The 22,055-nt window shown below is 72.1% G+C and carries 16 protein-coding genes; 11 read left to right on the top strand and 5 right to left on the bottom strand.

Annotated elements, in window-relative coordinates; genetic code table 11:
- The first annotated feature begins 69 nt into the window (after positions 1–69).
- Entirely contained in the window at positions 70–5,127 is a 5,058-nt protein-coding gene (locus AB0C02_RS17540) for an NAD-glutamate dehydrogenase (protein WP_357549184.1), read from the top strand.
- A gap of 70 nt (positions 5,128–5,197) precedes the next feature.
- Here the strand turns inward: AB0C02_RS17540 and AB0C02_RS17535 are convergent, their stop codons facing one another.
- Both AB0C02_RS17535 and AB0C02_RS17530 read right to left on the bottom strand, forming a co-directional pair.
- Complete coding sequence (locus tag AB0C02_RS17535) at positions 5,198–5,929, bottom strand: class F sortase (protein WP_357549183.1); 732 nt, start codon at positions 5,927–5,929, stop codon at positions 5,198–5,200.
- Positions 5,916–6,785 carry a hypothetical protein gene (locus AB0C02_RS17530; RefSeq protein WP_357549182.1) on the bottom strand — a complete coding sequence of 290 codons (870 nt, stop codon included), beginning with the start codon at positions 6,783–6,785 and terminating at the stop codon, positions 5,916–5,918. Before AB0C02_RS17530 ends, AB0C02_RS17535 begins: the two co-directional genes overlap by 14 nt.
- Before the next feature lie 534 nt (positions 6,786–7,319).
- On the opposite strand from AB0C02_RS17530, the gene AB0C02_RS17525 reads away from it, so the two are divergent.
- Entirely contained in the window at positions 7,320–9,137 is a 1,818-nt protein-coding gene (locus AB0C02_RS17525) for a glycoside hydrolase family 6 protein (RefSeq protein WP_357549181.1), read from the top strand.
- Positions 9,138–9,254: 117 nt separating this feature from the next.
- Here AB0C02_RS17525 and AB0C02_RS17520 read toward each other — a convergent pair whose 3' ends face one another.
- Positions 9,255–9,662: a hypothetical protein gene (locus AB0C02_RS17520; protein ID WP_357549180.1), complete on the bottom strand. Its 408-nt coding sequence runs from the start codon at positions 9,660–9,662 to the stop codon at positions 9,255–9,257.
- 76 nt (positions 9,663–9,738) lie between these two features.
- Positions 9,739–10,155 carry a hypothetical protein gene (locus tag AB0C02_RS17515; protein ID WP_357549179.1) on the bottom strand — a complete coding sequence of 139 codons (417 nt, stop codon included), beginning with the start codon at positions 10,153–10,155 and terminating at the stop codon, positions 9,739–9,741.
- A 251-nt stretch (positions 10,156–10,406) separates the two neighbouring features.
- Here AB0C02_RS17515 and AB0C02_RS17510 point away from each other — a divergent pair, with 251 nt between their 5' ends.
- The 8 genes from AB0C02_RS17510 to AB0C02_RS17475 all read left to right on the top strand — a co-directional run bounded on the left by AB0C02_RS17510 (position 10,407) and on the right by AB0C02_RS17475 (position 19,454).
- Positions 10,407–12,707, top strand: a complete 2,301-nt coding sequence (locus AB0C02_RS17510; RefSeq protein WP_357549178.1) for a nitrate- and nitrite sensing domain-containing protein — start codon at positions 10,407–10,409, stop codon at positions 12,705–12,707.
- Positions 12,707–13,129: a roadblock/LC7 domain-containing protein gene (locus AB0C02_RS17505; RefSeq protein ID WP_357549177.1), complete on the top strand. Its 423-nt coding sequence runs from the start codon at positions 12,707–12,709 to the stop codon at positions 13,127–13,129. Before AB0C02_RS17510 ends, AB0C02_RS17505 begins: the two co-directional genes overlap by 1 nt.
- Positions 13,119–13,508 carry a DUF742 domain-containing protein gene (locus AB0C02_RS17500; protein ID WP_357549176.1) on the top strand — a complete coding sequence of 130 codons (390 nt, stop codon included), beginning with the start codon at positions 13,119–13,121 and terminating at the stop codon, positions 13,506–13,508. Before AB0C02_RS17505 ends, AB0C02_RS17500 begins: the two co-directional genes overlap by 11 nt.
- Positions 13,489–14,091, top strand: coding sequence for an ATP/GTP-binding protein (locus tag AB0C02_RS17495; protein ID WP_357549175.1), 603 nt, complete (start codon positions 13,489–13,491; stop codon positions 14,089–14,091). The genes AB0C02_RS17500 and AB0C02_RS17495 overlap by 20 nt, the downstream gene beginning before the upstream one ends.
- A 120-nt stretch (positions 14,092–14,211) precedes the next feature.
- Positions 14,212–15,246, top strand: a complete 1,035-nt coding sequence (locus AB0C02_RS17490) for a lactonase family protein (RefSeq protein WP_357549174.1) — start codon at positions 14,212–14,214, stop codon at positions 15,244–15,246.
- 169 nt (positions 15,247–15,415) lie between these two features.
- Complete coding sequence (locus AB0C02_RS17485; protein ID WP_357549173.1) at positions 15,416–17,164, top strand: substrate-binding domain-containing protein; 1,749 nt, start codon at positions 15,416–15,418, stop codon at positions 17,162–17,164.
- A gap of 215 nt (positions 17,165–17,379) precedes the next feature.
- Positions 17,380–18,861 (top strand): sugar transferase, encoded by a 1,482-nt coding sequence (locus AB0C02_RS17480; RefSeq protein WP_357549172.1) that lies wholly within the window; start codon positions 17,380–17,382, stop codon positions 18,859–18,861.
- Positions 18,862–18,923: 62 nt separating this feature from the next.
- A complete protein-coding gene (locus tag AB0C02_RS17475; RefSeq protein WP_357549171.1) occupies positions 18,924–19,454 on the top strand; it encodes a MarR family transcriptional regulator in 531 nt (176 codons plus the stop codon).
- Between the two features lie 104 nt (positions 19,455–19,558).
- Here the strand turns inward: AB0C02_RS17475 and AB0C02_RS17470 are convergent, their stop codons facing one another.
- The gene (locus AB0C02_RS17470; RefSeq protein ID WP_357549170.1) at positions 19,559–20,818 is read right to left on the bottom strand and encodes an ROK family protein; all 1,260 of its coding nucleotides are present in this window, start codon (positions 20,816–20,818) and stop codon (positions 19,559–19,561) included.
- Positions 20,819–20,867: 49 nt separating this feature from the next.
- Between AB0C02_RS17470 and xylA the strand changes: the two genes are divergently transcribed.
- The gene (gene xylA, locus AB0C02_RS17465) at positions 20,868–22,055 is read left to right on the top strand and encodes a xylose isomerase (protein ID WP_357549169.1); all 1,188 of its coding nucleotides are present in this window, start codon (positions 20,868–20,870) and stop codon (positions 22,053–22,055) included.

Genomic DNA, 22,055 nt, shown 5'->3' with positions numbered 1-22,055 from the left:
CAGAACGGCAGGGCCTAGGCTGGGCGGGAGAGTGACCCACAACGCGGTGGGTCGAGGGGAGTGGCACCGATGGACCGGCGTCCGGCGACTAAACCGGGACCCGACCTCCGGCAGGTTCACACCGGCCGGGAAAATGACAGCTTCGACACGGCGACCGACGGGGACGGTTTCGGCCGTCTCGACACAGGAGTGACCGGGATGACCGGTTCCAGCATCGACACGCTGCACGAGCTGGGCCTGCCCGCGCAGGCACTGGCCGACGAATCGGAGGATGCCGAGCTGGACGAGCCGGTACCCAACGCGGAGCGCCTGGTGGCCCAGGCCGTCGCGTTGGCCGGGGAAGACCAGGACGCGGCCACCCTGGTGGGCCGATTCTGGCGGTTCGCGCCGGATGAGGAGCTGATCGGCTTCACCGCCGAGGAGATGCTCGACGCCGCCCGGGCGCACCGGGACCTGGCCCAGCAGCGCGTACCCGGTGAGTTGAAGCTGCGGATCCACGAGCCGGACGCGGACCAGCACCACACGGTCATCGAGATCGTGACGGACGACATGCCGTTCCTGGTCGACTCGGTGACCGCGCTGCTCAACACCTATCACCTCGACGTGCACCTGCTGGTGCACCCGCTGGTGGTGGTGCGGCGGGAGCCGCTGGGCCGGCTGACCGAGGTCTCCGCCGACGTGGAGCCGGACGACGCGGTTGCCGGTGACCTGGTCGAGAGCTGGATGCACATCGAGATCGACCCGGTGCGTGACCCGGCCGAGCGGGAGAAGCTTCGCAAGGAGCTGCAGCGGGTGCTCACCGACGTCCGGGAGGCCGTCGAGGACTGGCCGAAGATGCGCCAGCGGGCCCTTGCCCTGGCCGACGAGCTGGCCGCCGCGCGGACCTCGGACAGCCGGCCGCCGGTGCCGGAGAAGGACATCACCGACTCGGTGGAGCTGCTGCGCTGGTTGGCGCACGACCACTTCACCTTCCTCGGCTACCGCGAGTACCGCCTCGTCGACACCGACGGCGCGGACGGCGGCCAGGCCCTCGAAGCCGTGCTCGGCACCGGGCTGGGCATTCTGCGCTCGGACTCGCCGGAGTCCCGGGCGCTCTCCTCGATGACCCCCGAGGCGCACGAGAAGGTGCTGGAGAAGCGCCTGCTGATCATCACCAAGGCCAACTCGCGGGCCACCGTGCACCGCTCGGCCTACCTCGACTACATCGGCTTCAAGATCTTCAATGAGGCCGGCGAGGTGGTCGGTGAGCGGCGCTTCCTGGGCCTGTTCTCCACCGCGGCCTATCGGACCAGCGTGCAGGAGCTGCCGGTGGTCCGCCGCAAGGTCGCCGAGGTGCTGGACCGCTCCGGGCTGAGCCTGCGCAGCCACTCCGGCAAGGACCTGCTGCAGATCCTGGAGACCTACCCGCGCGACGAGCTGTTCCAGATCAAGACCGACGACCTCTACCACGCGGCGGTCGGCGTGCTGCGGATGGCCGGCCGTCGGCAGCTGCGGGTGTTCCTGCGCCGGGACGGGTACGGGCGGTTCATCTCCTGCCTGATCTACCTGCCCCGGGACCGGTTCACCACACAGAACCGGCTGCGCATGCAGGACATCCTGCTACGCGAGCTGAACGGCGTCGGGGTCGACTACACCACCCGGGTCACCGAGTCGATGCTCGCCCGGGTGCACTTCACCGTTCGGACCGACCCGACCAACCCGCCCGGGGAGATCGACGCCGACCTGCTCGCCGAGGAGCTGGCCGACGCCACCCGGCTCTGGGACGACGACTACCGGCTGGTGCTTGAGCGCAAGCTCGGCGACGAGCAGGCCAAGCACCTGTTCGTCCGCTACGCCGACGCGTTCCCGGAGGGCTACAAGGACGGGCACACGCCGTACGAGGCGATGAAGGACCTGGCCAAGCTGGAGCTGCTGGAGGAGCCCGGCCAGCTGGAGATGCACCTGTTCCGCAAGCAGCTGGCGCCGCGACTGGCCGGCGACCGGGACGCCGACGAGGCCATGGACGTCCGGTTCAAGGTCTACCGGTACGGCGAGCCGATGATGCTCTCCGCGGTGCTGCCGGTGCTGCACTCGCTCGGCGTGAAGGTCGTCGACGAGCACCCGTACGAGGTGGAGCGGGTCGACGGCCGGATCTGGCTGTACGACTTCGGGCTGCAGCTGCCCGAGGCGCACCAGGACCTGGCCGAGGTCCGCCCGCACGCGGAGAACGCCTTCGCCGCCGCCTGGCGGGGCGAGGCCGAGGTGGACGGCTTCAACGAGCTGGTGCTGCGGGCCGGGCTCACCTGGCGGCAGGTGGTGGTGCTCCGGGCGTACGCGAAGTACCTGCGGCAGGCGGGCACCGTCTTCTCCCAGGAGTACATGGAGCAGACGTTCATCGCGTACCCGAAGATCGCGTCGCTGCTGGTGGAGCTCTTCGAGACCCGGTTCGCCCCGGGCGAGACCACCATGGACGAGCGGCAGCAGCGCAGCGGTGAGCTGGTCACCACGATCGGCGCGGCGCTGGACGAGGTGGCCAGCCTCGACCAGGATCGCATCCTGCGGTGGTTCCTGACGCTGATTCAGGCCACCCTGCGTACCAGCTTCTACCAGAAGCCGGTCGGCGGGCGACCCAAGTCGTTCGTGGCGTTCAAGCTGGACCCGCAGGCGATCCCGGATCTGCCGGCGCCGCGGCCCAAGTTCGAGATCTTCGTCTACTCGCCGCGGTTCGAGGGCGTGCACCTGCGGTACGGGCCGGTGGCCCGGGGCGGCCTGCGCTGGTCCGACCGGCGGGAGGACTTCCGCACCGAGGTGCTCGGCCTGGTCAAGGCGCAGATGGTGAAGAACGCCGTGATCGTGCCGGTGGGCGCCAAGGGCGGCTTCGTGCTCAAGCAGAAGCCGGGCGACCGGGACGAGGCGGTGGCCTGCTACCAGGAGTTCGTCGGCGCGCTGCTGGACGTCACCGACAACATTGCCAGCGGGGAGATCGTGCCGCCGGAGGACGTGGTCCGGCACGACGGCGACGACCCGTACATGGTGGTGGCGGCGGACAAGGGCACCGCGACGTTCTCCGACATCGCCAACGAGATCTCGGCCGGGCACGACTTCTGGCTCGGCGACGCGTTCGCCTCCGGCGGTTCGGCCGGCTACGACCACAAGAAGATGGGCATCACCGCCCGGGGCGCCTGGGAGTCGGTGAAGCGGCACTTCCGGGAGCTGGGGCACGACACCCAGACCGAGGACTTCAGCGTGGTCGGTGTCGGCGACATGTCCGGCGACGTGTTCGGCAACGGGATGCTGCTGTCGAAGCACATCCGGCTGGTGGCCGCGTTCGACCACCGGCACATCTTCCTGGACCCGGACCCGGACGCGGCCACCGGCTGGGAGGAGCGCAAGCGGCTGTTCGATCTGCCTCGCTCGTCCTGGGAGGACTACAACCCGGAGCTGATCTCCGAAGGCGGCGGGGTGTATTCGCGTACCGCCAAGTCGATCTCGATCAGCCCGCAGGTGCGGGCCGCGATCGGCCTGGACGACGACGTCGAGCAGATCTCCCCGCAGGAGCTGATGAAGGCGATCCTCACCGCTCCGGTGGACCTGTTCTGGAACGGCGGCATCGGCACCTACGTGAAGGGGGCGACGCAGACCAACGCCGAGGTCGGGGACAAGTCCAACGACGCCATCCGGGTGGACGGCAAGAGCCTGCGCTGCCGGGTGGCGGGCGAGGGCGGCAACCTGGGCTGGACCCAGCTCGGCCGGATCGAGTACGCGCAGAACGGTGGCCGGATCTTCACCGACTTCATCGACAACGCGGCCGGGGTGGACTGCTCCGACCACGAGGTGAACATCAAGATCCTGCTCAACACCGCGGTCGCCGATGGCGAGCTGGACCGGCCGGAGCGTGACGAGCTGCTGGCCCAGATGACCGACGAGGTCGCTCAGCTGGTGCTGCGGAGCAACTACGAGCAGGCCCGGGCGCTCATCAACGCCCAGGCGCAGGCCGCCTCACTGCTTCCGGTGCACCGCCGGATGATCAGTGAGCTGGAGCGCTCCGGGGCGCTCAATCGGGCCCTGGAGGCGCTCCCGGCGGACGAGGAGCTCGCGGTCCGGACCGAGACCGGGCTGACCGCGCCGGAGTTCGCGGTGCTGCTGGCGTACGTGAAGATCGTGCTGGAGCGGGAGGTCGTCAGCGAGGGGCTGGCTGACGAGAAGTGGACGACCGACATCCTGGTCAACTACTTCCCCACCCCGCTGCGTGAGCGGTTCGCCGACCGGATGGGCCGCCACCGGCTGCGCCGGGACATCGTCACGACCGTGCTGGTCAACGAGGCGATCAACCGGGGCGGAATCTCGTTCATCTTCCGGACCGTCGAGGAGACGGCCGCGTCGGCGGCGGACGTGCTGCGGGCGTACGTGGTGGTGCGCGAGGTGTTCGGGCTGCGCGACCTCTGGCAGGCGATTGAGGCGCTGGACAACAAGGTCTCGCCCGAGCTGCAGACGAGCCTCTTCCTGGACACCCGGCGGCTGCTCGACCGGGCCGTGCGCTGGCTGGTCACCAACCGGCGTTCGCCGATCGACGTGCCGGGCGAGATCGAACGGCTGCGGGACGGCGTGGCCCGGCTCCTGCCGGACCTCGAAAATCTCTTCTTCGGCAGCGAGCGGGAGGCGATCGTCGCCCACATCGAGTCGCTGACCGAGAAGGGGCTGCCCCGCGAGCTGGCCGAGCAGTCGACCCGGCTGATGTACAGCTTCGGCCTGCTGGACGTGGTGGAGACCGCCCAGTCGACCGGGCGGGACGTGAACGAGGTGGCGGCGGTCTACTTCGTCCTCTCCGACCGGTTCCGGGTGGACGCCCTGCTGTCGAAGATCTCCCTGCTGCCGCGGGAGGACCGCTGGCAGACGTTGGCCCGGATGGCGCTGCGCTACGACCTGTACGCCGCGTTGGCCGCGCTCACCGCGGAGGTCCTCGGCTCCACCCCGGATAGCGTGCCGCCGGTGGACCGGGTGCAGGAGTGGGAGCAGGCGAACGCCACCTCGATCCACCGGGCAAACCGGGCGATGGGTGAGTTCGACGAGTCCCGGGCCGACCTCTCCGCTCTGTCGGTGCTGCTGCGGCAGATCCGTACCCTGGTGCGGACCTCGGCGGCGGCCTGACCGGCGACGGACACCGGCGCGGCCCGGTGGTCGGGTGACCGACCACCGGGCCGCGCCCGTTCGCGCCGTCTCACGGGGTCATGGTGGCGAACGCGATGACGTTGTTGAGGTAGCTGTTGGAGCTCTCGTCGAAGTCCCCGCCGCAGGTGACCACCCGCAGGCCGGGCTTGTCGCTGGAGCCGTAGACCAGGTCGGTGGGGAAGTCCGTCTTCGGGTATGACTTCACCTCGTTGACGGTGAAGGTGGCGGTCGAGCTGTCATCCCGGGCGACGCTGATGGTGTCGCCCGGCTTGAGCGTGCCGAGGTTGAAGAAGACCGCCGGACCGAGCTTGGCAGAGTCGACGTGGCCGACGATGACCGCGTTGCCGGTTTCCCCGGGGCTGGCCCCGAGGGAGTACCAGCCCGCCTTCATCGCCTGTGCCAGCGGAGGCATTTCGATGCTGCCGTCCGTGTTCAGGCCCAGGCTCATGATCTCGGCGTGTACGCCGATCGCGGGGATCGAAATGGTGGTCGGGGTCGACCGGGACAGCGCGGCGGGGGCCGTGTCCGGATTCGGCGCCGCGTCGTCGGCGGGTGCCTGGTCGGCGGTCACCGGGCCGTCGGCGGGGGTCGTGGCCGGGTCGGCCGATCCGGCCTGGGCTTGCGGTTGGGGCGGGCGGGGCGGCGGCACGGTCTGGAAGGACGCGCCGATCAGGCCGACGCCCACCAGGGCGAGGAGGACGATGACGGTCGCGCCGGCGGCGCGCCACGGTCTCCCGTGACGGCCGCCGGCCCGTGTCGCCGTCCGGTCAGACGAGCTCATTGGCCCGCCGCCGGCGCAGCAGGACCATCCCGCCCAGAGCGGCGGCGCCGACCACGCCCACCCCGCTGGCGGCCATGCTGCCGTTCATGCTGGTGGTGCTCATGCCACCGTCGCCACCGTCGACGTGGCCACGCGGGAAGCAGCGGTCACGGTCACGGTCGCGGTCACGGTCGCGGTCGCGGTCCTTGCCGTCACGACCCCGGTCGTCCCGGAAGTCGTCCCGGCGGCCGTCCCGGTGGTCGTCCCGGCACTCGTCCCGGCGGCCGTCCCGGTGGTCGTCCCGGCACTCGTCCCGGCGGCCGTCGCGGTGGTCGTCCCGGCGGTCGTCCCGGAAGTCGTCCCGGCACTCCTCCCGGCCGTCCCGGCGGCCGTCCCGGTAGCCGTTGTCGTCGCGGTCCCAGCGGTCCTCGCACCGCTTCTCGCAGTCCCGCCGCTCCTCGTGCCGGAACTCGTGGTCCCGGCACCGCTCGCGGTCGCGCTCCTTGCCGTCACGGTCCCGGTTGTCCCGGTCGTTGCGCTCCTCCTCGCGGCCGCGCTCCTTGCCGTCGCGGTCCCGGTTGTCGAAGTCGTTGCGTTCCTCCTCCTTGCGCTCCTTGCCGTCCTTGCCGTCGTGGTCCTTGCCGTCCTTGCCGTCCTTGCCGTCCATGTCCGACCCATCGTCGGTCATGCCGCCGCCCTGCCCCCAGTCCCCGTGGTCCTGGCAGTTGTCAAGAAGGCCGATCTGCGGCTGAACCGTGACGCTGTCCACATACGCACTGTGCGCGGCCGCGTTCGCCGCCCCGGGCGAGAACAGCAGCAGGGACGCGCCGCCGAGAGCGGCGCCCGCAACGACCTTCCCGAGCATCTTCTTTCCCATGACCTGCGTCACTCCATCCCTGTTTGTCCTGAGCCCGACGACGGTCGAGCTACGGCCAACGTTAGACCGTTTCGTGACTTATCCGAGCAAAGATTCGTGTTTAGGAGTTTGTTGACTCCTGAGGGCATAGGGGTGCTACACGGCTTATGGCGCACTGGGCAGGCTGCTTCACCTGCCTCGACCCGTCTGCCGGTAACCGGCCGCACTGGTGCCGCCTGGGGTGTTCGCCCCCGGGGCAGGCTGCGCCTCCATCGAGGCATTGCCATGGAAGCGCTCCCATGCAAGAATCGCTGCACGCGGTTCGGGGAGCCACACCGCGAGCTTCAGACGTCGAGGGCACCCGGGTCACCGGGCGACGTCCGACTCCTCGACCGGCCGACGCCGGCCGGTCGTGTTTCACCACCACCAAGCCCGTCCGGGTCGGGCACCCCCCGAAGACACCCGTGGCACCGAAGGCCGTCCGTGGCGGACGTCCCGAGGGCCCATTTTCGCCGGGCCGTACGCGACCCGGTCTCGCCCAAGGAGATCAGTGTCATGAATCTGTGGAGAAGGCTGTCCGGCCGGAGCCGGGCGCTCGCACTGACCAGTGCGGGCGTCCTGGTCGCCGGCGGACTGGTGACCCTTCCGGTCACCGCAGCGCAGGCCGCGACCCAGTGCAGCGTGGACTACACCACCAACGACTGGCCGGGTGGCTTCACCGCCAACATTACGATCAACAACCTCGGTGACCCGCTCACCTCCTGGACGCTCGGCTTCACCTTCCCGAACACCACCCAGCAGGTGCAGCAGGGTTGGTCGGCGATCTGGTCGCAGAGCGGCCGGAACGTCACCGCGAAGAACGAGTCCTACAACGGCTCGCTGGCCAAGAACTCCAGCACCAGCATCGGGTTCAACGGCGCCTGGAGCGGCACCAACCCGAAGCCGACCCAGTTCACCCTGAACGGCACGGTCTGCAGCGGCGGCACCCCGGGGACCACGGCGCCGCCGACCACCGCGCCGCCGACCACGGCGCCGCCGACCACCGCGCCGCCGACCACGGCCCCGCCGACCACCGCGCCGCCCACCACGACCCCGCCGGGCACGCGGGTGGACAACCCGTACGCCGGGGTCAAGGGGTACGTGAACCCGGAGTGGAAGGCCAAGGCAAACGCCGAGACGGGCGGCAGCCGGGTCTCCAACAACCCGACCGCGGTCTGGCTGGACCGGATCGCCGCCATCAACGGCACCCCGAACAGCAGCTCCAACGGCTCGATGGGCGTCCGTAACCACCTGGACGAGGCGCTTGCCCAGGGGGCCGGCTACATCCAGTTCGTCATCTACGACCTGCCCGGCCGCGACTGCGCCGCGCTGGCCTCGAACGGTGAGCTGGGCCCGAACGACCTGCCCCGCTACAAGTCCGAGTACATCGACGCGATCGCCGCGATCCAGAGCGACGCGAAGTACAAGAACCTGCGGATCGTCAACATCATCGAGATCGACTCGCTGCCCAACCTGGTGACCAACACCTCGGGCAACGCGGGCGGCACGGCGATGTGCGACACGGTCAAGGCCAACGGCGCGTACGTCAACGGCGTCGGCTACGCCCTGGCCAAGCTGGGCGCGATCGGCAACGTCTACAACTACGTCGACGCCGCGCACCACGGCTGGATCGGCTGGGACACCAACCTCAACCCGACCGTTCAGATGCTGAAGCAGGCCGCCACCGCCTCCGGCAGCACGGTGCACAACGTTCGCGGCTTCATCGTCAACACGGCGAACTACTCGGCTCTCAAGGAGCCGTACGTCAAGATCACGGATAACGTGAACGGCCAGTCCGTGCGCCAGTCGAAGTGGATCGACTGGAACCAGTACGTCGACGAGTTCACCTTTGCCCAGGGCTTCCTGGCGCAGGCGAAGTCGGCCGGCTTCGACAGCAACATCGGCATGCTGATCGACACCTCCCGCAACGGCTGGGGCGGCACCGCCCGGCCCGCCGGCGCGGGCCCAACGACCAGCGTCGACGCCTACGTCGACGGCGGCCGGATCGACCGGCGGATCCACGCCGGCAACTGGTGCAACCAGGCCGGTGCGGGCCTCGGCGAGCGTCCCCGGGCCAACCCGGAGCCGACCGCCTTCCCGGGCCTCCACGCCTACGTCTGGGTGAAGCCTCCGGGCGAGTCGGACGGCTCCAGCAAGGCGATCCCGAACAACGAGGGCAAGGGCTTCGACCAGATGTGCGACCCGAGCTACACCGGTAACGCCCGCAACGGCAACAGCAAGAGCGGTGCCCTGGCGAACGCGCCGATCTCGGGCGCCTGGTTCTCCGCGCAGTTCCAGGAGCTCATGAAGAACGCCTACCCGCCGCTCTCCTGAGCCGACGGCCGGCCCACCCGCCGCCGCGGGAGTGAGGCACCGCCGCGCGGGTTCCCACGGGCCCCCGGTCGACCGATGAGGTCGGCCGGGGGCCCCCGGCCGTGCGGCGTGCGACCGTCAGGGGACGGTCTTCTCGATCGCCGCCCGGCCCAGCTCGGCCAGGTCGCGGCGGGCCCGCTCGATGTTCTCCGGGGTGAGGTCCTGGCCCCGGGCCGCCACCAGGTCCTCGGGATCCCACGGCTGCTCGCCGCCGGTGCGCCGGTTGGCAGCGGCCCCCTCCGTGCCGGTGCCGGTCGCCCCGGTCCCGGTGCCGGTCGGCCCGAACCCGGCCGCGTACGGGTCACCGAGGATGTCCGGTGACCCGGTGTCGGGCACCGCGCCGTCGGGCTCGGTGAAGACGGGATTGTCCCGGTCGGCGCCGCCGCCCGTACGCAGCTGCGGCACCGTGCTGTCGTCGTCCACCGCCGCGGCCGCCTCGGGGGTCTCCTCCAACGGCCGCTCGCCACCGCGGTCACGATCCGTCATGCTGCTGCCTCCTGTCCCGTTCCGTGATCCCCCTGGCGTACCCGGCAACGGCCGGGCCATGCCGCCGGGACGCCGGTCAGCGCTCGGCGCCACGGGTGCCGGCGTCCGGGTCGACCATGGCCGGCTCGGCGCCGCCGTAGCCGGCCGTGTCGACGGCCGACCCTTCCTCGGGTGACGAGCCGGAACGCTCGGCCGCGGCGCCCTCCGGGCTGTGCAGCCAATCGCCGGCCGTCGGATCGGCTCGCGCGTCGTCGAACGGGTCGGTCCGTCCCGGGGCCCCGTCGCCCGGCTCGGCGGTGTCCTCGTCGCGCTGGTCCCGCTCGTCCTCGGGCCGCCCGCTGGCCAGTGCCGAGGCGGCCACCGCGTCGGCCACCGTGGTTGCCCCGACGAACGCCGTCTGCACCGGCGCTGGGTCGTGGTACTCCGGCCGGCCATCGGCGTCGGCGGCCTCCGCCTCCCGCGGCTCGCGCGGGTCCTGCTCTTCCTGGCGCATGGTCGGCGACCTCCTCAGCGGCTCGTGACCTCGTGCTCGTGTGCTGGTATTCCTCCACCTCGGGATCGCCAATCCCGATCCGAGGCACTTTCCTGGCTGATTCTCGGACGGTAGCGACGGGCGAGACGGCCGGTAGTGCAACCGCCGGTGATTACGTATCCTGCCCAGGGCGCCCGAGCCGGGGCAGGGCGTCGTGGCCGGGTAACCTCCGGCCGGCGCCACCCCTGCGACACCTTCCGGGGCGAGGTCTGATGAACACCCGCGACTGGCCGATCCGCGCCAAGCTGACCGCGCTGGTCATCGGTCCGGTGACCGCGTTGCTGGCACTCTGGATCTTCGCCACCTCGCTGACCTTCGGGCCCGCCCTCAACCTGCTCGCCGCGCGTACCCTCCTCTACGACCTGGGCCGGCCCGGCGAAGCGGTCGTGGCCGAGCTGCAACGGGAACGCCGGCTCTCGGTGGTCCAACTCGCCGGAGACGCCACCCTGCCCGCCCTGGCCGAGCAGCGCACGCGCACCGACCAGGCCGTCGCCGAACTGCGCCGCCGGGTCGACGGGCCGGATCTGCGCGACGCGGCCGACGACCTGCTCAACGCCCGGCTCGACCAGTTGCTCTCCGCGCTCGACGCGCTGCCGGCCGGCCGGGGCTTCATCGACGCCCGGAAGGTCGACCGGGCCGGGGCGATGGGGCTCTACAGCGGCATGGTCAATTCCGCCTTCCAAGCGTTCTCCGCGATGGCCGCCCTGCCCGACAACCAGCTCAACCGGGAGGCGCTCGCCCTGACCGCGCTCGGCCGGTCCCGAGAGCTGCTCGGTCAGACGGACGCGCTGCTCGCCGGCGCACTCGTCGCCGGCCGGTACGCCGAGGGCGAGCACGTGCAACTGGTACGCACCGTCGACAACCAGCGCTTCCTGATGGAAACCGCGGTGGCCGACCTGCCCGACGCGGCCCGCGCGGAACACCGGCGGTTCATCGAGGGGGAGGCGTACGTTCGGCTGCACGCCCTCCAGGACGCCCTGATCCGTAGCCGGGACCTGCCCGTCGACCTCGACGTACGGGCCTGGGAGTCCAGCCAGGCGGCGGTCTGGCAGGAGCTGCGGGACTTCGAGCTGCGCGGCGCCGACGACCTGGCCGAGCGGTCCGTGCCGATGGCGGTGGGCATCCTGGTCCGGCTCGGCGCAGCCGGGGTGCTCGGCCTGCTCGCGATCGTCTTCTGCCTGCTGGTGGCCCTGCGGGTCGGCCGGTCGCTGGTCCGCCGGCTGACCGGGGTCCGCACCGCCGCGCTGGACATGGCCGAGCACCGGCTGCCCGACGTGGTCGCCCGGCTGCGGCGCGGCGAGGACGTGGACGTCGCCCGGGAGGCGCCGGAGCTGGACCACGGCAGCGACGAGATCGGCCAGGTGGCGCGGGCCTTCAACGACGTACGCCGCACTGCCGTGCAGGCCGCCGTCGACGAGGTCACCCTGCGCCGCGGCCTCAACGAGGTCTTCCTCAACATCGCCCGGCGCAGCCAGGGGCTGGTGCACCGGCAGTTGGCACTGCTGGACCGGCTGGAGCGGCGGACCGAGGACCCGGACGAGCTGGCCGGGCTGTTCCAGGTCGACCACCTCGCCACCCGGCTCCGGCGGCACGCCGAGGACCTGGTCATTCTCGCCGGCGCGGCCCCCGGCAGGGGCTGGCGCAGCCCGGTCGCCGCGGTCGACGTGGTGCGCGGCGCGATCTCCGAGGTGGAGTCGTACGACCGGGTCGACGTGGGGCAGATACAGCCGGCCGGGGTGCTCGGCCGGGCCGTCGGCGACGTGATCCACCTGCTCGCCGAGCTGATCGAGAACGCCACCGCTTTCTCCCCGCCCGGCACCCGGGTGGACGTGACCGGGCGCAGCGTGCCCGGCGGGTACGCCATCGAGATCACCGACCACGGGCTGGGCATGTCGCCCCAGACCCTGGCGGACGCCAACCGCCAGCTGTCCCGCGCCCCGGAGTTCGATCCGACCGAGAGCGCCCGGCTGGGCCTGTTCGTGGTCGCCCGGCTGGCCGCCCGGCACGGCGTCCGGGTCGAGTTGCGGTTGGCCACCCCGGCCGGTACGACGGCCACCGTGCTCCTGCCGGCCGACCTGGTGACGGAGGAGCCGCCGATCGGCCCGGGTGCCAATCCGAGCGGTCCCGACGAGCGACGGTTGGCCAAGGTGACCCGGCTGACCACGGCGCCCCGGCCGCGCACCACCCGGCCCACCCGGGAACGACCCGGGGCGGTGGTGCCGCTGCCCGCCGGCCGCACCTCCTCGGTCGAGCCGCCCGCCGACGGCGACGGCCTGCCCCGCCGGATCCGCCGGCGCGGACCGGCGAATCGCGCCCGTCCGGTCGTCGCCGACACCCCGGCGCACCGGCCGCCCGAGGAGGCCCGGCGGGCCATGTCCGCCCTTCAGGCCGGCACCGCCCTGGGCCGCCGGGACGGTGCCCGCGCCACCGGCGACCGGCTCCCGGAGGCCACAGAGCCCGGGCCGCCGGCGCCGGCTTCGGAACCCCCGACCGCAACTGAGAGGGACGCCTAGTGGTGCACACGACGCGGCAGAATGCCGATCTCGACTGGTTGCTCGACGACCTGGTGGAGCGGGTACCGGCCGCCCGCGAGGCGGTGGTGCTCTCGGCCGACGGCCTCCTCCTCGGCGCCTCCGCCGAGCTGGACCGTAGCGACGCGGAGCACCTCTGCGCCCTGGCCTCCGGCTTCTCGGGTCTGGCCAAGGGCGCCACCCGGCACCTGGGCGGCGGTGCGGTCCGCCAGACCGTGGTGGAGATGGAATCCGCGTACCTGTTCGTCACGGCGGCCGGACAGGGCGCCTGCCTGGCGGTGGTGAGCGACGCCGACGCCGACATCGGTCTGGTGGCGTACGAGATGGCGATGCTGGTGATCCGGGTCGGGGAGTACCTGATCGGCCCGGCCCGCGCCGTGTCGGGTGGCGCCGATGCGGACTGAGTCGCCGGGCCCGCAGCACGAGTGGCTGGACGCCGCCGCCGGCCCGGTCGTCCGTCCGTACACCCTCACCGGCGGGCGGGTGCGGCCGCCGGTCGACGGCTTCGACCTGGTGGCGTTCGTGCTGGCCACCCCGGCGACCGACGCGGCCGGCCTGCCGGGTCTCCAGCCGGAACACCGGCGCCTGGTGGAGTTGGCCCGCACGCCCGCCGTCCTGGCCGACCTCGCCGCCGGCTTGGACCTCGCCGTCGGCGTGGTCCGCGTGCTCCTCGGCGACCTGATCGCACGCGGGCTCGTAACGGTGCACCAACCGCCGGCCGCCGTGCACCTGCCCGACGACAACATCCTCAAGGCGGTGGTCAGTGGACTCCGTGCGCTTTGACCGGCAGGCGGCCCCGGCGCCGGTCCCGTTGGCTCTGAAGATCCTCATCGCGGGCGGCTTCGGGGCCGGCAAGACGACGCTGGTGAGCGCGTTGAGCGAGGTCCGGCCGTTGCAGACCGAGGAGGTGCTGACCGGGGCCGGCGTCGGGACCGACGACCTCTTCGGGGTGGAGGGGAAGTCCACCACCACGGTCGCGATGGACTTCGGCCGGATCACCATCAACGAGGATCTGCAGGTCTACCTCTTCGGCACCCCCGGCCAGGACCGGTTCTGGTTCCTCTGGGACGAGTTGGCCTTCGGCGCCCTCGGCGCGGTGGTGCTCGCCGACACCCGTCGGCTGGCCGACAGCTTCCCCTCGATCGACTACTTCGAGCAGCGCGGCATCCCGTTCGTGGTGGGGGTGAACTGTTTCGACGGGGCCCGGTGGTTCAGCCTGGCCGCGGTACGCGACGCGTTGGACCTGGACCCGGACGTGCCGCTGGTGCTCTGCGACGCCCGGGACCGGCAGTCCGGCAAGCTGGTGCTGATCGAGCTGGTCGAGCACGTCGCCCGGCAGCGCGGTGAGCCGGTGCCGGTGGGCTGACCCGTTCGGGTGCGGCGGGCCCGTCCGCGACAGCCGATCCCGCGGAAAGCCGGCCAACCGGCCGGCGGCCAGGGGCGGCTCTGATTGGATCGACGGAGGACTCGGCGAAAGGGGGGACCGGTGCGCGCACCGGACACGATCGTCCACATCGGTGGCTACACGGCGGAGGCGGGCGGGCGGGCCGAGGGCATCGTCGCGGCCCGCCGCGATCCGGCGTCGGGGGAGTTGATCCCGCTCGGCACGGTGGCGGTCACCCCGTCGCCGTCGTTCCTGGTCCGGCACCCGGGCGCGCCCGTGCTGTACGCGGTCAACGAGCTGCCCGAGGGGCAGGTCAGCGCGTTCCGGGTGGCCCCGGACGGCGGTCTCGACCCGCTCGGCGTCCGCCCGACCGGCGGGGCCGAGCCCTGCCACCTGGCGGTCGCCCCGGACGGGCGGCACCTCGTCGTGGCGAACTACGGCGGCGGCAGCGTGGCCGTGTTCCCGCTCGACGGCGACGGCGTGCCGGGAGAGCGCAGCGACCTGGTCCGGCACGAGGGGCACGGTGCCGACCCGCAGCGGCAGGACCGGCCGCACTGCCACATGGTCTCGCCCGATCCGGACGGCGGGCCGTTGCTCGCCGTCGACCTGGGCACCGACTCGGTCTACCGGTACGACCTCGACGCGGCCTCCGGCCGGCTGGTGCCGCGTGCCCCTCGGCTGCGTACGCCGGCCGGCGCCGGGCCCCGGCACCTGGCCCGCCATCCCGACGGCCGCCGCTGCTGGCTGGTCGGCGAGCTGGACGGGACGGTCACCGGGTACGACCTGACCGCCAACGGGCTCCGCCAGCGGATCCGGGTGGACACGAGCGGGCGGGTCGGGCACGTCCAGCCCTCCGAGGTCGCGGTCGGGCCGGACGGCCGCTTTCTCTACGTGGCCAACCGTGGGGTGGGCACGGTGGCCGTCTTCGTGCTGGCCGGCGCGGTGCCCGAGCTGGTGGCCGAGGTCGACACCGGTGGTGAGTGGCCGCGACACTTCGCCCTGGTGGGCGGTCACCTCTACGTGGCCGACGAGCGGGCCGACATGATCAGGGTCTTCCGGGTGGACCCCGACACCGGAATGCCGGAGCCGGCGGGTGAGCCGGTGGCGGTGGCGAGCCCGACCTGCGTACGGCCGTGAGGCGGGGCGGCGAGCCCCCATGGAGAGATATCACCCCGCAACTACCTGGCGCTCACTCAGCGTAAGAGTTTGCTGGTCACGGGTTGCCGCCACGTAACTTTCGTCCGAACGGTTGTGGCAGTAACCCCACCGGATCCGCAGGATGGTCACCGTGTCTGGCCGCCATCGCATGCGTTCACGCCTTCGAGGAGCAGGTGCCGCAGCGGCGGCCACCGCGCTCGTGCTCGTCGTAGCCGGCTCCTGGGTCGGTTACCGAAAGTTGGCGGGGTCGTCCTGCTCCGGGCGGATCGAGCTGTCCGTCACGGCCGCCCCGGAGATTCAGCCAGCCATCAAGGCGACGGCCGACAAGTGGGTCGCCGACGGGGCAGCGGTTGACAAGACCTGCGTCGCGGTGACCGTCACCGCCGCCGAGCCGGTCGACGTGGCGGCCGCGGTGGCGAGCAAGCATGGTGTCACCCTCTCCGGCGTCGGGCAGGCCAGCGGCACCACGGTGACGCCGGACGTCTGGGTGCCGGACTCGTCCACCTGGCTGCTGCGGCTCAAGAGTGGCGGCGCCACCGCCTTCGCCCCGGCCAACAGTGCCTCGATCGCCCGTAGCCCGGTGGTGCTCGCCATGCCCGAGCCGGTGGCCACCCGGTTCGGCTGGCCAGACAAGAAACTGACCTGGACCGACCTGCTGCGGCAGGTCACCAGCAGCAAGCCGCTGCGCGCGGGCATCGTCGAGCCGACCCAGGACGCGGCCGGCCTGTCCGGGCTGCTCGCGCTGAGCGCCGCGGCCAGCGGCACCGGCCGTGCCGGGTCGCCGCAGGCGCAGGAGGCGACGATCGGGGCGCTGCGGCAGTTGGCGACGAACCGTTCCTCGCTGCGGCAGGACCTCCTGGCGCGCTTCCCGCGCTCGTCCGACCCGTCGGCCATCGCCGCCGGGTTGAGTGCCGCGGCGCTGTCCGAAGAGGACGTGCTGGCGTACAACAGCACCAAGCCGCCGGTCCCGCTGGCCGCGCTCTACCTGGACCCGGCGCCGATGCCGCTCGACTACCCGTTCGCGGTCCTGCCGGGGATCGAGCCGGTCAAGGCGTCGGCCGCGAAGGTGCTCTTCGAGGCGCTGAGCACCGCGCACTTCCGCAACCGGCTCGCCACGCAGTCGTTGCGCGGGCCCGACGGCAGCTGGGGTGAGGGTTTCCAGGCCCCGCACGGGGCGCCGAGCCCGGCGAGCGGCGGAACGTCGGCGCCGGTCGGCCAGGGCGGCACGGCCGGCCTGGACCCGGCCACCATCGAGAAGGCCACCAGCACCTGGTCGGTCGTCACCCAGTCCGGCCGGATGCTCGCCGTCATCGACGTCTCCGGCTCGATGAGGAGCAAGGTGGCGGCCGCCAACGGCGCCACCCGGTTGCAGGTCACCGTCGCGGCGGCGAACCAGGGCCTCCAACTCTTCGATGACTCCTGGTCGATCGGGTTGTGGACCTTCTCCACCAACCTGGACGGACCGCTGGACTACCGGCAGATCGTGCCGATCAAGCCGCTGTCGAGCAACCGCAACGCGTTGCGGCAGGGCCTCGCCTCAGTCAAGCCGTCGAACGGCAACACCGGCCTCTACGACACGATGCTGGCGGCCTACAAGAAGGTCCAGGAGGACTGGGAACCGGGCAAGGTCAACTCGATCGTGCTCTTCACCGACGGCAAGAACGAGGACGACAACGGCATCACCCACAAGGAACTGCTCGCCCAACTGAAGAAGCTGCGCGACCCGGAGCAGCCAATTCAGGTGATCATCATTGGTATCGGGAACGACGTGAGCAAGGCGGAGCTCGAGCCGATCACGGCGATCACCGGCGGTCGACCGTTCGTCACCGCCGACCCGACCAAGATCGGTGAGATCTTCCTGCAGGCGATCGCGCTGCGGCCGCCGGCGTCCCGCTGACTCGCCACCCAGCGAACACGTACCGCCGTGCCCGGGGGATCCGTTGCGGCGGAACGCCTCCCGGCGCCGCGCCTGAACCGGGAATGTGACGACAATGCGTCGGAAGCTGTCGGTGTCCATGACTGTCAAGGCATGATGTCCGGGAGCTCCGGGCCGTCGGCCCCCGATCGGGGGCGTGCGGTGCGGGGGCGGCCTGAGCAAAGTGGGGAGAGCCGGTGACCTCGGCGACGCTGTTGACTCCCAGCCGGGCGGCGACGCCGCCGGGCGGCGACCGTTCCGGGCCGACGCGCGCCGCCGAACGGGCGTACATCCGAGCCCTGGTGGTGCTGGACACCGCTGTGCTGGCGGTCGCCATCCTGGTCGGCTACATCGCCCGCTTCGGCGACGAACAGCCGAGCGGCTCGGCGATCCCGTACGTGGTGGTCGCACCCGCGCTGCTGCTCGCCTGGCTGATCTCGCTGCGGGTGTTGCGTTGCTACGACGACCGGGTGCTCGGCTACGGCGCCGACGAATATCGGCGGGTCAGCGCGGCGAGCCTGCGGCTGGCCGGCGCTATCGCCATCGCCGGGTACATCGCCGAGGTAGGGGTCTCCCGGGGTTTCCTGGCCATCTCCTTCGCGGTCGGCACGGTGGGCCTGGAGGTGGCCCGGTTCGCCGCCCGCAAGTGGCTGCACCGGGCCCGCAACCGAGGCGCCGGCTGGTCCCGCAAGGTGCTGGTGGTCGGTGACACCGCGCACGTCCTGGAGCTGGTGCACACCCTGCGCCGCGAGCCGTACGCCGGCTACCAGGTGGTTGGCGCCTGCATTCCGGACGCGCTGCTCGCGCCGGTGCCGCAGCGGCTGGGCGACGTGCCGGTGGTCGGCTCGTTCCGGGGCATCCCGGAGGCGGCCACCGCGATCGGCGCGGACACCGTGGCGGTCACCGCCTCCGGCGAGCTGACCGCGACCCGGCTGCGGCGGCTCGGCTGGCAACTGGAGGGCACCGGAATCGACCTGGTGGTGGCCCCCACGTTGACCGACGTCGCCGGTCCGCGCATCCACACCCGACCGGTCGCCGGCCTGCCGCTGATCCACGTGGAGGCGCCCGAGTTCCGGGGCGCGCGGAAGCTGGTCAAGGGCCTGGTCGACCGTTCGCTGTCGCTGGTGGCGCTGCTCCTGCTGCTGCCCCTGCTCGTGGTGATCGCGCTCGCCATCAAGCTGGACAGCCGGGGGCCGGTGCTGTTCCGGCAGGTCCGGGTCGGCCAGGGTGGCGAGGAGTTCGGGGTCTTCAAGTTCCGCACCATGGTGGTCAACGCGGACGCCCTGCTTGCCGAGCTGGCCTCGCGCAACGAGACCGACGGCCTGATGTTCAAGATGCGCGACGACCCTCGGGTGACCCGGGTCGGCAAGCTGCTGCGCAAGTGGTCCCTGGACGAGCTGCCCCAGCTCGCCAACGTGCTGCTCGGCCAGATGAGCCTGGTCGGTCCCCGTCCGCCGCTCCCCTCCGAGGTGGCCCGGTACGACGGGGACGTGGCCCGCCGCCTGCTGGTGAAGCCCGGCATGACCGGCCTCTGGCAGATCAGCGGCCGATCCGACCTGAGCTGGGAGGACGGCATCCGGCTCGACCTCTACTACGTGGAGAACTGGTCGCTCGCCGCCGACCTGACCATCCTCTGGAAGACCTTCGGCGCGGTGATCCGCAGCCGCGGCGCGTACTGAGCCCCGGTAATCTCGGGCGCACCATGGCCGAAGAACGCGGTCCGCACGGACCTGATGCGAGTATGGCCGCCGCACTGGACGAGGCGGCGGGAACCCTGCTGGCTGTCTGGGAGGCGGCCCGGGAGCGGACGACGAGCCGGCTCTCCAGCGCTCAGCTGCGTGCGGTCATGGTCGTCGAGCAGTACGACGGGATCAACCTCCGCCGCCTCGCCACGCTGACCGACATGCTGCTCTCCTCGGCCAGCCGGCTCTGCGACCGGCTTGTGGCGGCGGGGATGCTGGAGCGGGAGCCGGGCCGGTACGACCGGCGGGAGATCTCCCTGCACCTCACCCCGGCGGCGACCCGGCTCCTCAGTGAGCTGCGGGCGGACCGCCGGCACCGGCTGGACCAGATCTTGACCGGGATGAGCACGGAGGGCCGGGCCGCGCTGCTGCACGGGATGTGCGAGTTCGACGAGGTCGCGCGCGGTGCTGCCGCCGCCGCGGAGCGCCTGTCGGTGCTCCAGCCTGCGGGCGGCCTGATCGGCGACCCGCCGGCCGAGCCAGGGAGGATCCCGCCGACCGACGAGCCCCCGGTAGCGCGTACCGCCTGACCTCGGCCGCGCCGCCGCCGCGTGATCGGTGACGCCCAGGCTGGACTCTCCCCGGCGTGTCGACCAGCTGGGCTGCCACCCATCGCTACCCATGTCGGAACGGATCAGCCGGCTCGGGCCAGCCAGGCGACCGGTCGGTCGACGATGCGGCGGACCACCGAGGCGGCCCCGCCGACCGCTGCGGACCGCGCGCCGAGCGCCGCCGGGCGTACCGTAACCGAGGCCCAGGCCGCGGTGAGCACCCGCCGGGAGACCTCGGCGAGCACCGGCGGGGAGAGCCACGGGGCGAGCGGTGCGTATCCGCCGCCGAGCACGACAGTGTCCAGGTCCAGCAGGTTCACCACCCCTGCCACGGCCACTCCGAGGGCGGTGCCGGCGTCCGCCAGGGCGGCCAGGGTGGCCGGGTCGCCGGCCTCGGCGAGGTCCGCCAGCCGGGCGGCTGCGGTGTCGGCGGGCAGATCCGCGTCGGCCAGCCCGGCGGCGGCCAGGATGGCCTCCTGGCCCGCGTACTGCTCAAGGCAGCCCTGGCCGCCGCAGCGGCAGGGCCGTCCCTGCGGCTGCACCGGGAGGTGGCCGATCTCGCCGCTCCAGCCACGGGTGCCCCGGTAGAGCGTGCCGTCCAGCACGATCCCGGCGCCGATGCCGATCTCGCCGGAGATGTGCAGGAAGCTGGCGGTGCCCGGGGGGCCGGCGTGCAGCTCGCCGAGGGCGGCCAGGTTCGCCTCGTTGTCGACCACCAGCGGGGGAATCCCGTCGACCGGTTCGGCGAGCGGGTGCCCGGCCAGCAGCCGGGGGACGTCCACGTCCCGCCAGCCCAGGTTGGGGGCGAGCCGGACCAGGCCGCCGTCGCCGACCAGGCCCGGCACGGCGAGCGCCGTGCCGGCGAGGGTCAGCCCGTCGCGTACGGCTGCGGCGCGGGCCTCGGCGGCGAGCCCGGCGAGCCGGTCCAGGGCGGCAGCGGGGGAGAGCGGGCGCAGGTCGGCGCGGCGCACCAGGTGGTGACGGACCGCGCCGCTCAGGTCGACCACGCAGGCGGCCAGGTAGTCGACGTTGACCTCGAGGCCGAGCCCGGCCGGGCCGTCGGTGGCCAGTACCAGGCCGCGGGCCGGCCGTCCGGCCCCGGTACGCGGCGCGGGCGCCGCCTCGGCGACCAGCCGGCCGGCGATCAGGTCGTCGACGACCGCGGAGACGGTGGCCCGGGTCAGCCCGGTGCCCGCGGCGAGATCGGCCCGGGAGGGCGGTCGGTCGGCGGCGGCGATCCGCCGGAGCACCACCGCGAGGTTGAGCTCGCGGAGGCTGCCCTGCCGGACCGCCCCGGTGGGGCTGGCACTGATCACCTCTTGACAATGCCACACCGCCCTCATTTAATTCAATCGCTGAACAAATTGCGGTCGACACCCTCGGAGGTTTGCCATGGCGCCCCGTCCCACCCCCGCCGACAAGTTCTCCTTCGGTCTATGGACGGTGGGCTGGCAGGCCCGTGACCCGTTCGGTGACGCCACCCGCCCCGAGCTGGACGCGGTGGAGGCGGTGCACCGGCTCGCCGAGCTCGGCGCGTACGGGATCACCTTCCACGACGACGACCTGATCCCCTTCGGCGCGGACGCCGCCACCCGGGACGCCCACGTGACCCGGTTCCGTAAGGCGCTCGACGAGACCGGCCTGGTCGTGCCGATGGTCACCACCAACCTCTTCACCCACCCGGTGTTCAAGGACGGCGGCTTCACCAGCAACGACCGGTCCGTGCGCCGGTACGCACTGCGCAAGGTGCTGCGCAACGTCGACCTCGCCGCCGAGTTGGGTGCCCGCACCTTCGTGATGTGGGGCGGCCGGGAGGGCGCCGAGTACGACGTGGCCAAGGACATCCGCGCCGCGCTGGACCGCTACCGGGAGGGCGTCGACCTGCTCTGCCAGTACGTCGTCGATCAGGGCTACGACCTGCGCTTCGCCATCGAGCCCAAGCCGAACGAGCCGCGCGGCGACATCCTGCTGCCCACCATCGGGCACGCGCTGGCGTTCATCTCCACCCTGGCCCACCCCGAGCTGGTCGGCCTCAACCCCGAGGTCGGCCACGAGCAGATGGCCGGGCTCAACTACGCCCACGGCATCGCCCAGGCGCTCTGGCAGGGCAAGCTGTTCCACCTCGACCTCAACGGCCAGCGCGGCATCAAGTACGACCAGGATCTGGTCTTCGGCCACGGCGACCTGCTCAACTCGTTCGCCCTGGTCGACCTGTTGGAGCACGGCGGCCCGAACGGTGGTCCCGCGTACGACGGGCCGCGGCACTTCGACTACAAGCCCTCCCGCACCGAGGACATCACCGGCGTGTGGGCGTCGGCGGAGGCGAACATGCGCACCTACCTCCTGCTCAAGGAGCGGGCCGCGGCGTTCCGGGCCGACCCGGAGGTGGCCGAGGCCCTCGCGGCCAGCCAGGTCGCCGAGCTGGGCACGCCGACGTTGAGCCCCGGCGAGAGCTACGCAGACCTGCTCGCCGACCGCGCCGCGTTCGAGGAGTTCGACCCGGAGGCGGCCGGGGCGAAGGGCTACGGCTTCGTACGGCTCAACCAGCTCGCCGTCGAGCACCTGCTCGGCGCGCGCTGA

This window comes from Micromonospora sp. NPDC048999 (assembly GCF_040649295.1).
Lineage (GTDB): Bacteria > Actinomycetota > Actinomycetes > Mycobacteriales > Micromonosporaceae > Micromonospora.
This window is presented reverse-complemented; position numbering and strand designations above follow the sequence as displayed.

Excerpts from the sequence above, each read along its gene's own strand:
- AB0C02_RS17540 (WP_357549184.1), top strand. The coding sequence starts at position 70 with ATGGACCGGCGTCCGGCGACTAAACCGGGACCCGACCTCCGGCAGGTT.
- AB0C02_RS17535 (WP_357549183.1), bottom strand. The coding sequence starts at position 5,929 with ATGAGCTCGTCTGACCGGACGGCGACACGGGCCGGCGGCCGTCACGGG.
- AB0C02_RS17530 (WP_357549182.1), bottom strand. The coding sequence starts at position 6,785 with ATGGGAAAGAAGATGCTCGGGAAGGTCGTTGCGGGCGCCGCTCTCGGC.
- AB0C02_RS17525 (WP_357549181.1), top strand. The coding sequence starts at position 7,320 with ATGAATCTGTGGAGAAGGCTGTCCGGCCGGAGCCGGGCGCTCGCACTG.
- AB0C02_RS17520 (WP_357549180.1), bottom strand. The coding sequence starts at position 9,662 with ATGACGGATCGTGACCGCGGTGGCGAGCGGCCGTTGGAGGAGACCCCC.
- AB0C02_RS17515 (WP_357549179.1), bottom strand. The coding sequence starts at position 10,155 with ATGCGCCAGGAAGAGCAGGACCCGCGCGAGCCGCGGGAGGCGGAGGCC.
- AB0C02_RS17510 (WP_357549178.1), top strand. The coding sequence starts at position 10,407 with ATGAACACCCGCGACTGGCCGATCCGCGCCAAGCTGACCGCGCTGGTC.
- AB0C02_RS17500 (WP_357549176.1), top strand. The coding sequence starts at position 13,119 with ATGCGGACTGAGTCGCCGGGCCCGCAGCACGAGTGGCTGGACGCCGCC.
- AB0C02_RS17485 (WP_357549173.1), top strand. The coding sequence starts at position 15,416 with ATGCGTTCACGCCTTCGAGGAGCAGGTGCCGCAGCGGCGGCCACCGCG.
- AB0C02_RS17475 (WP_357549171.1), top strand. The coding sequence starts at position 18,924 with ATGGCCGCCGCACTGGACGAGGCGGCGGGAACCCTGCTGGCTGTCTGG.
- AB0C02_RS17470 (WP_357549170.1), bottom strand. The coding sequence starts at position 20,818 with ATGAGGGCGGTGTGGCATTGTCAAGAGGTGATCAGTGCCAGCCCCACC.
- xylA (WP_357549169.1), top strand. The coding sequence starts at position 20,868 with ATGGCGCCCCGTCCCACCCCCGCCGACAAGTTCTCCTTCGGTCTATGG.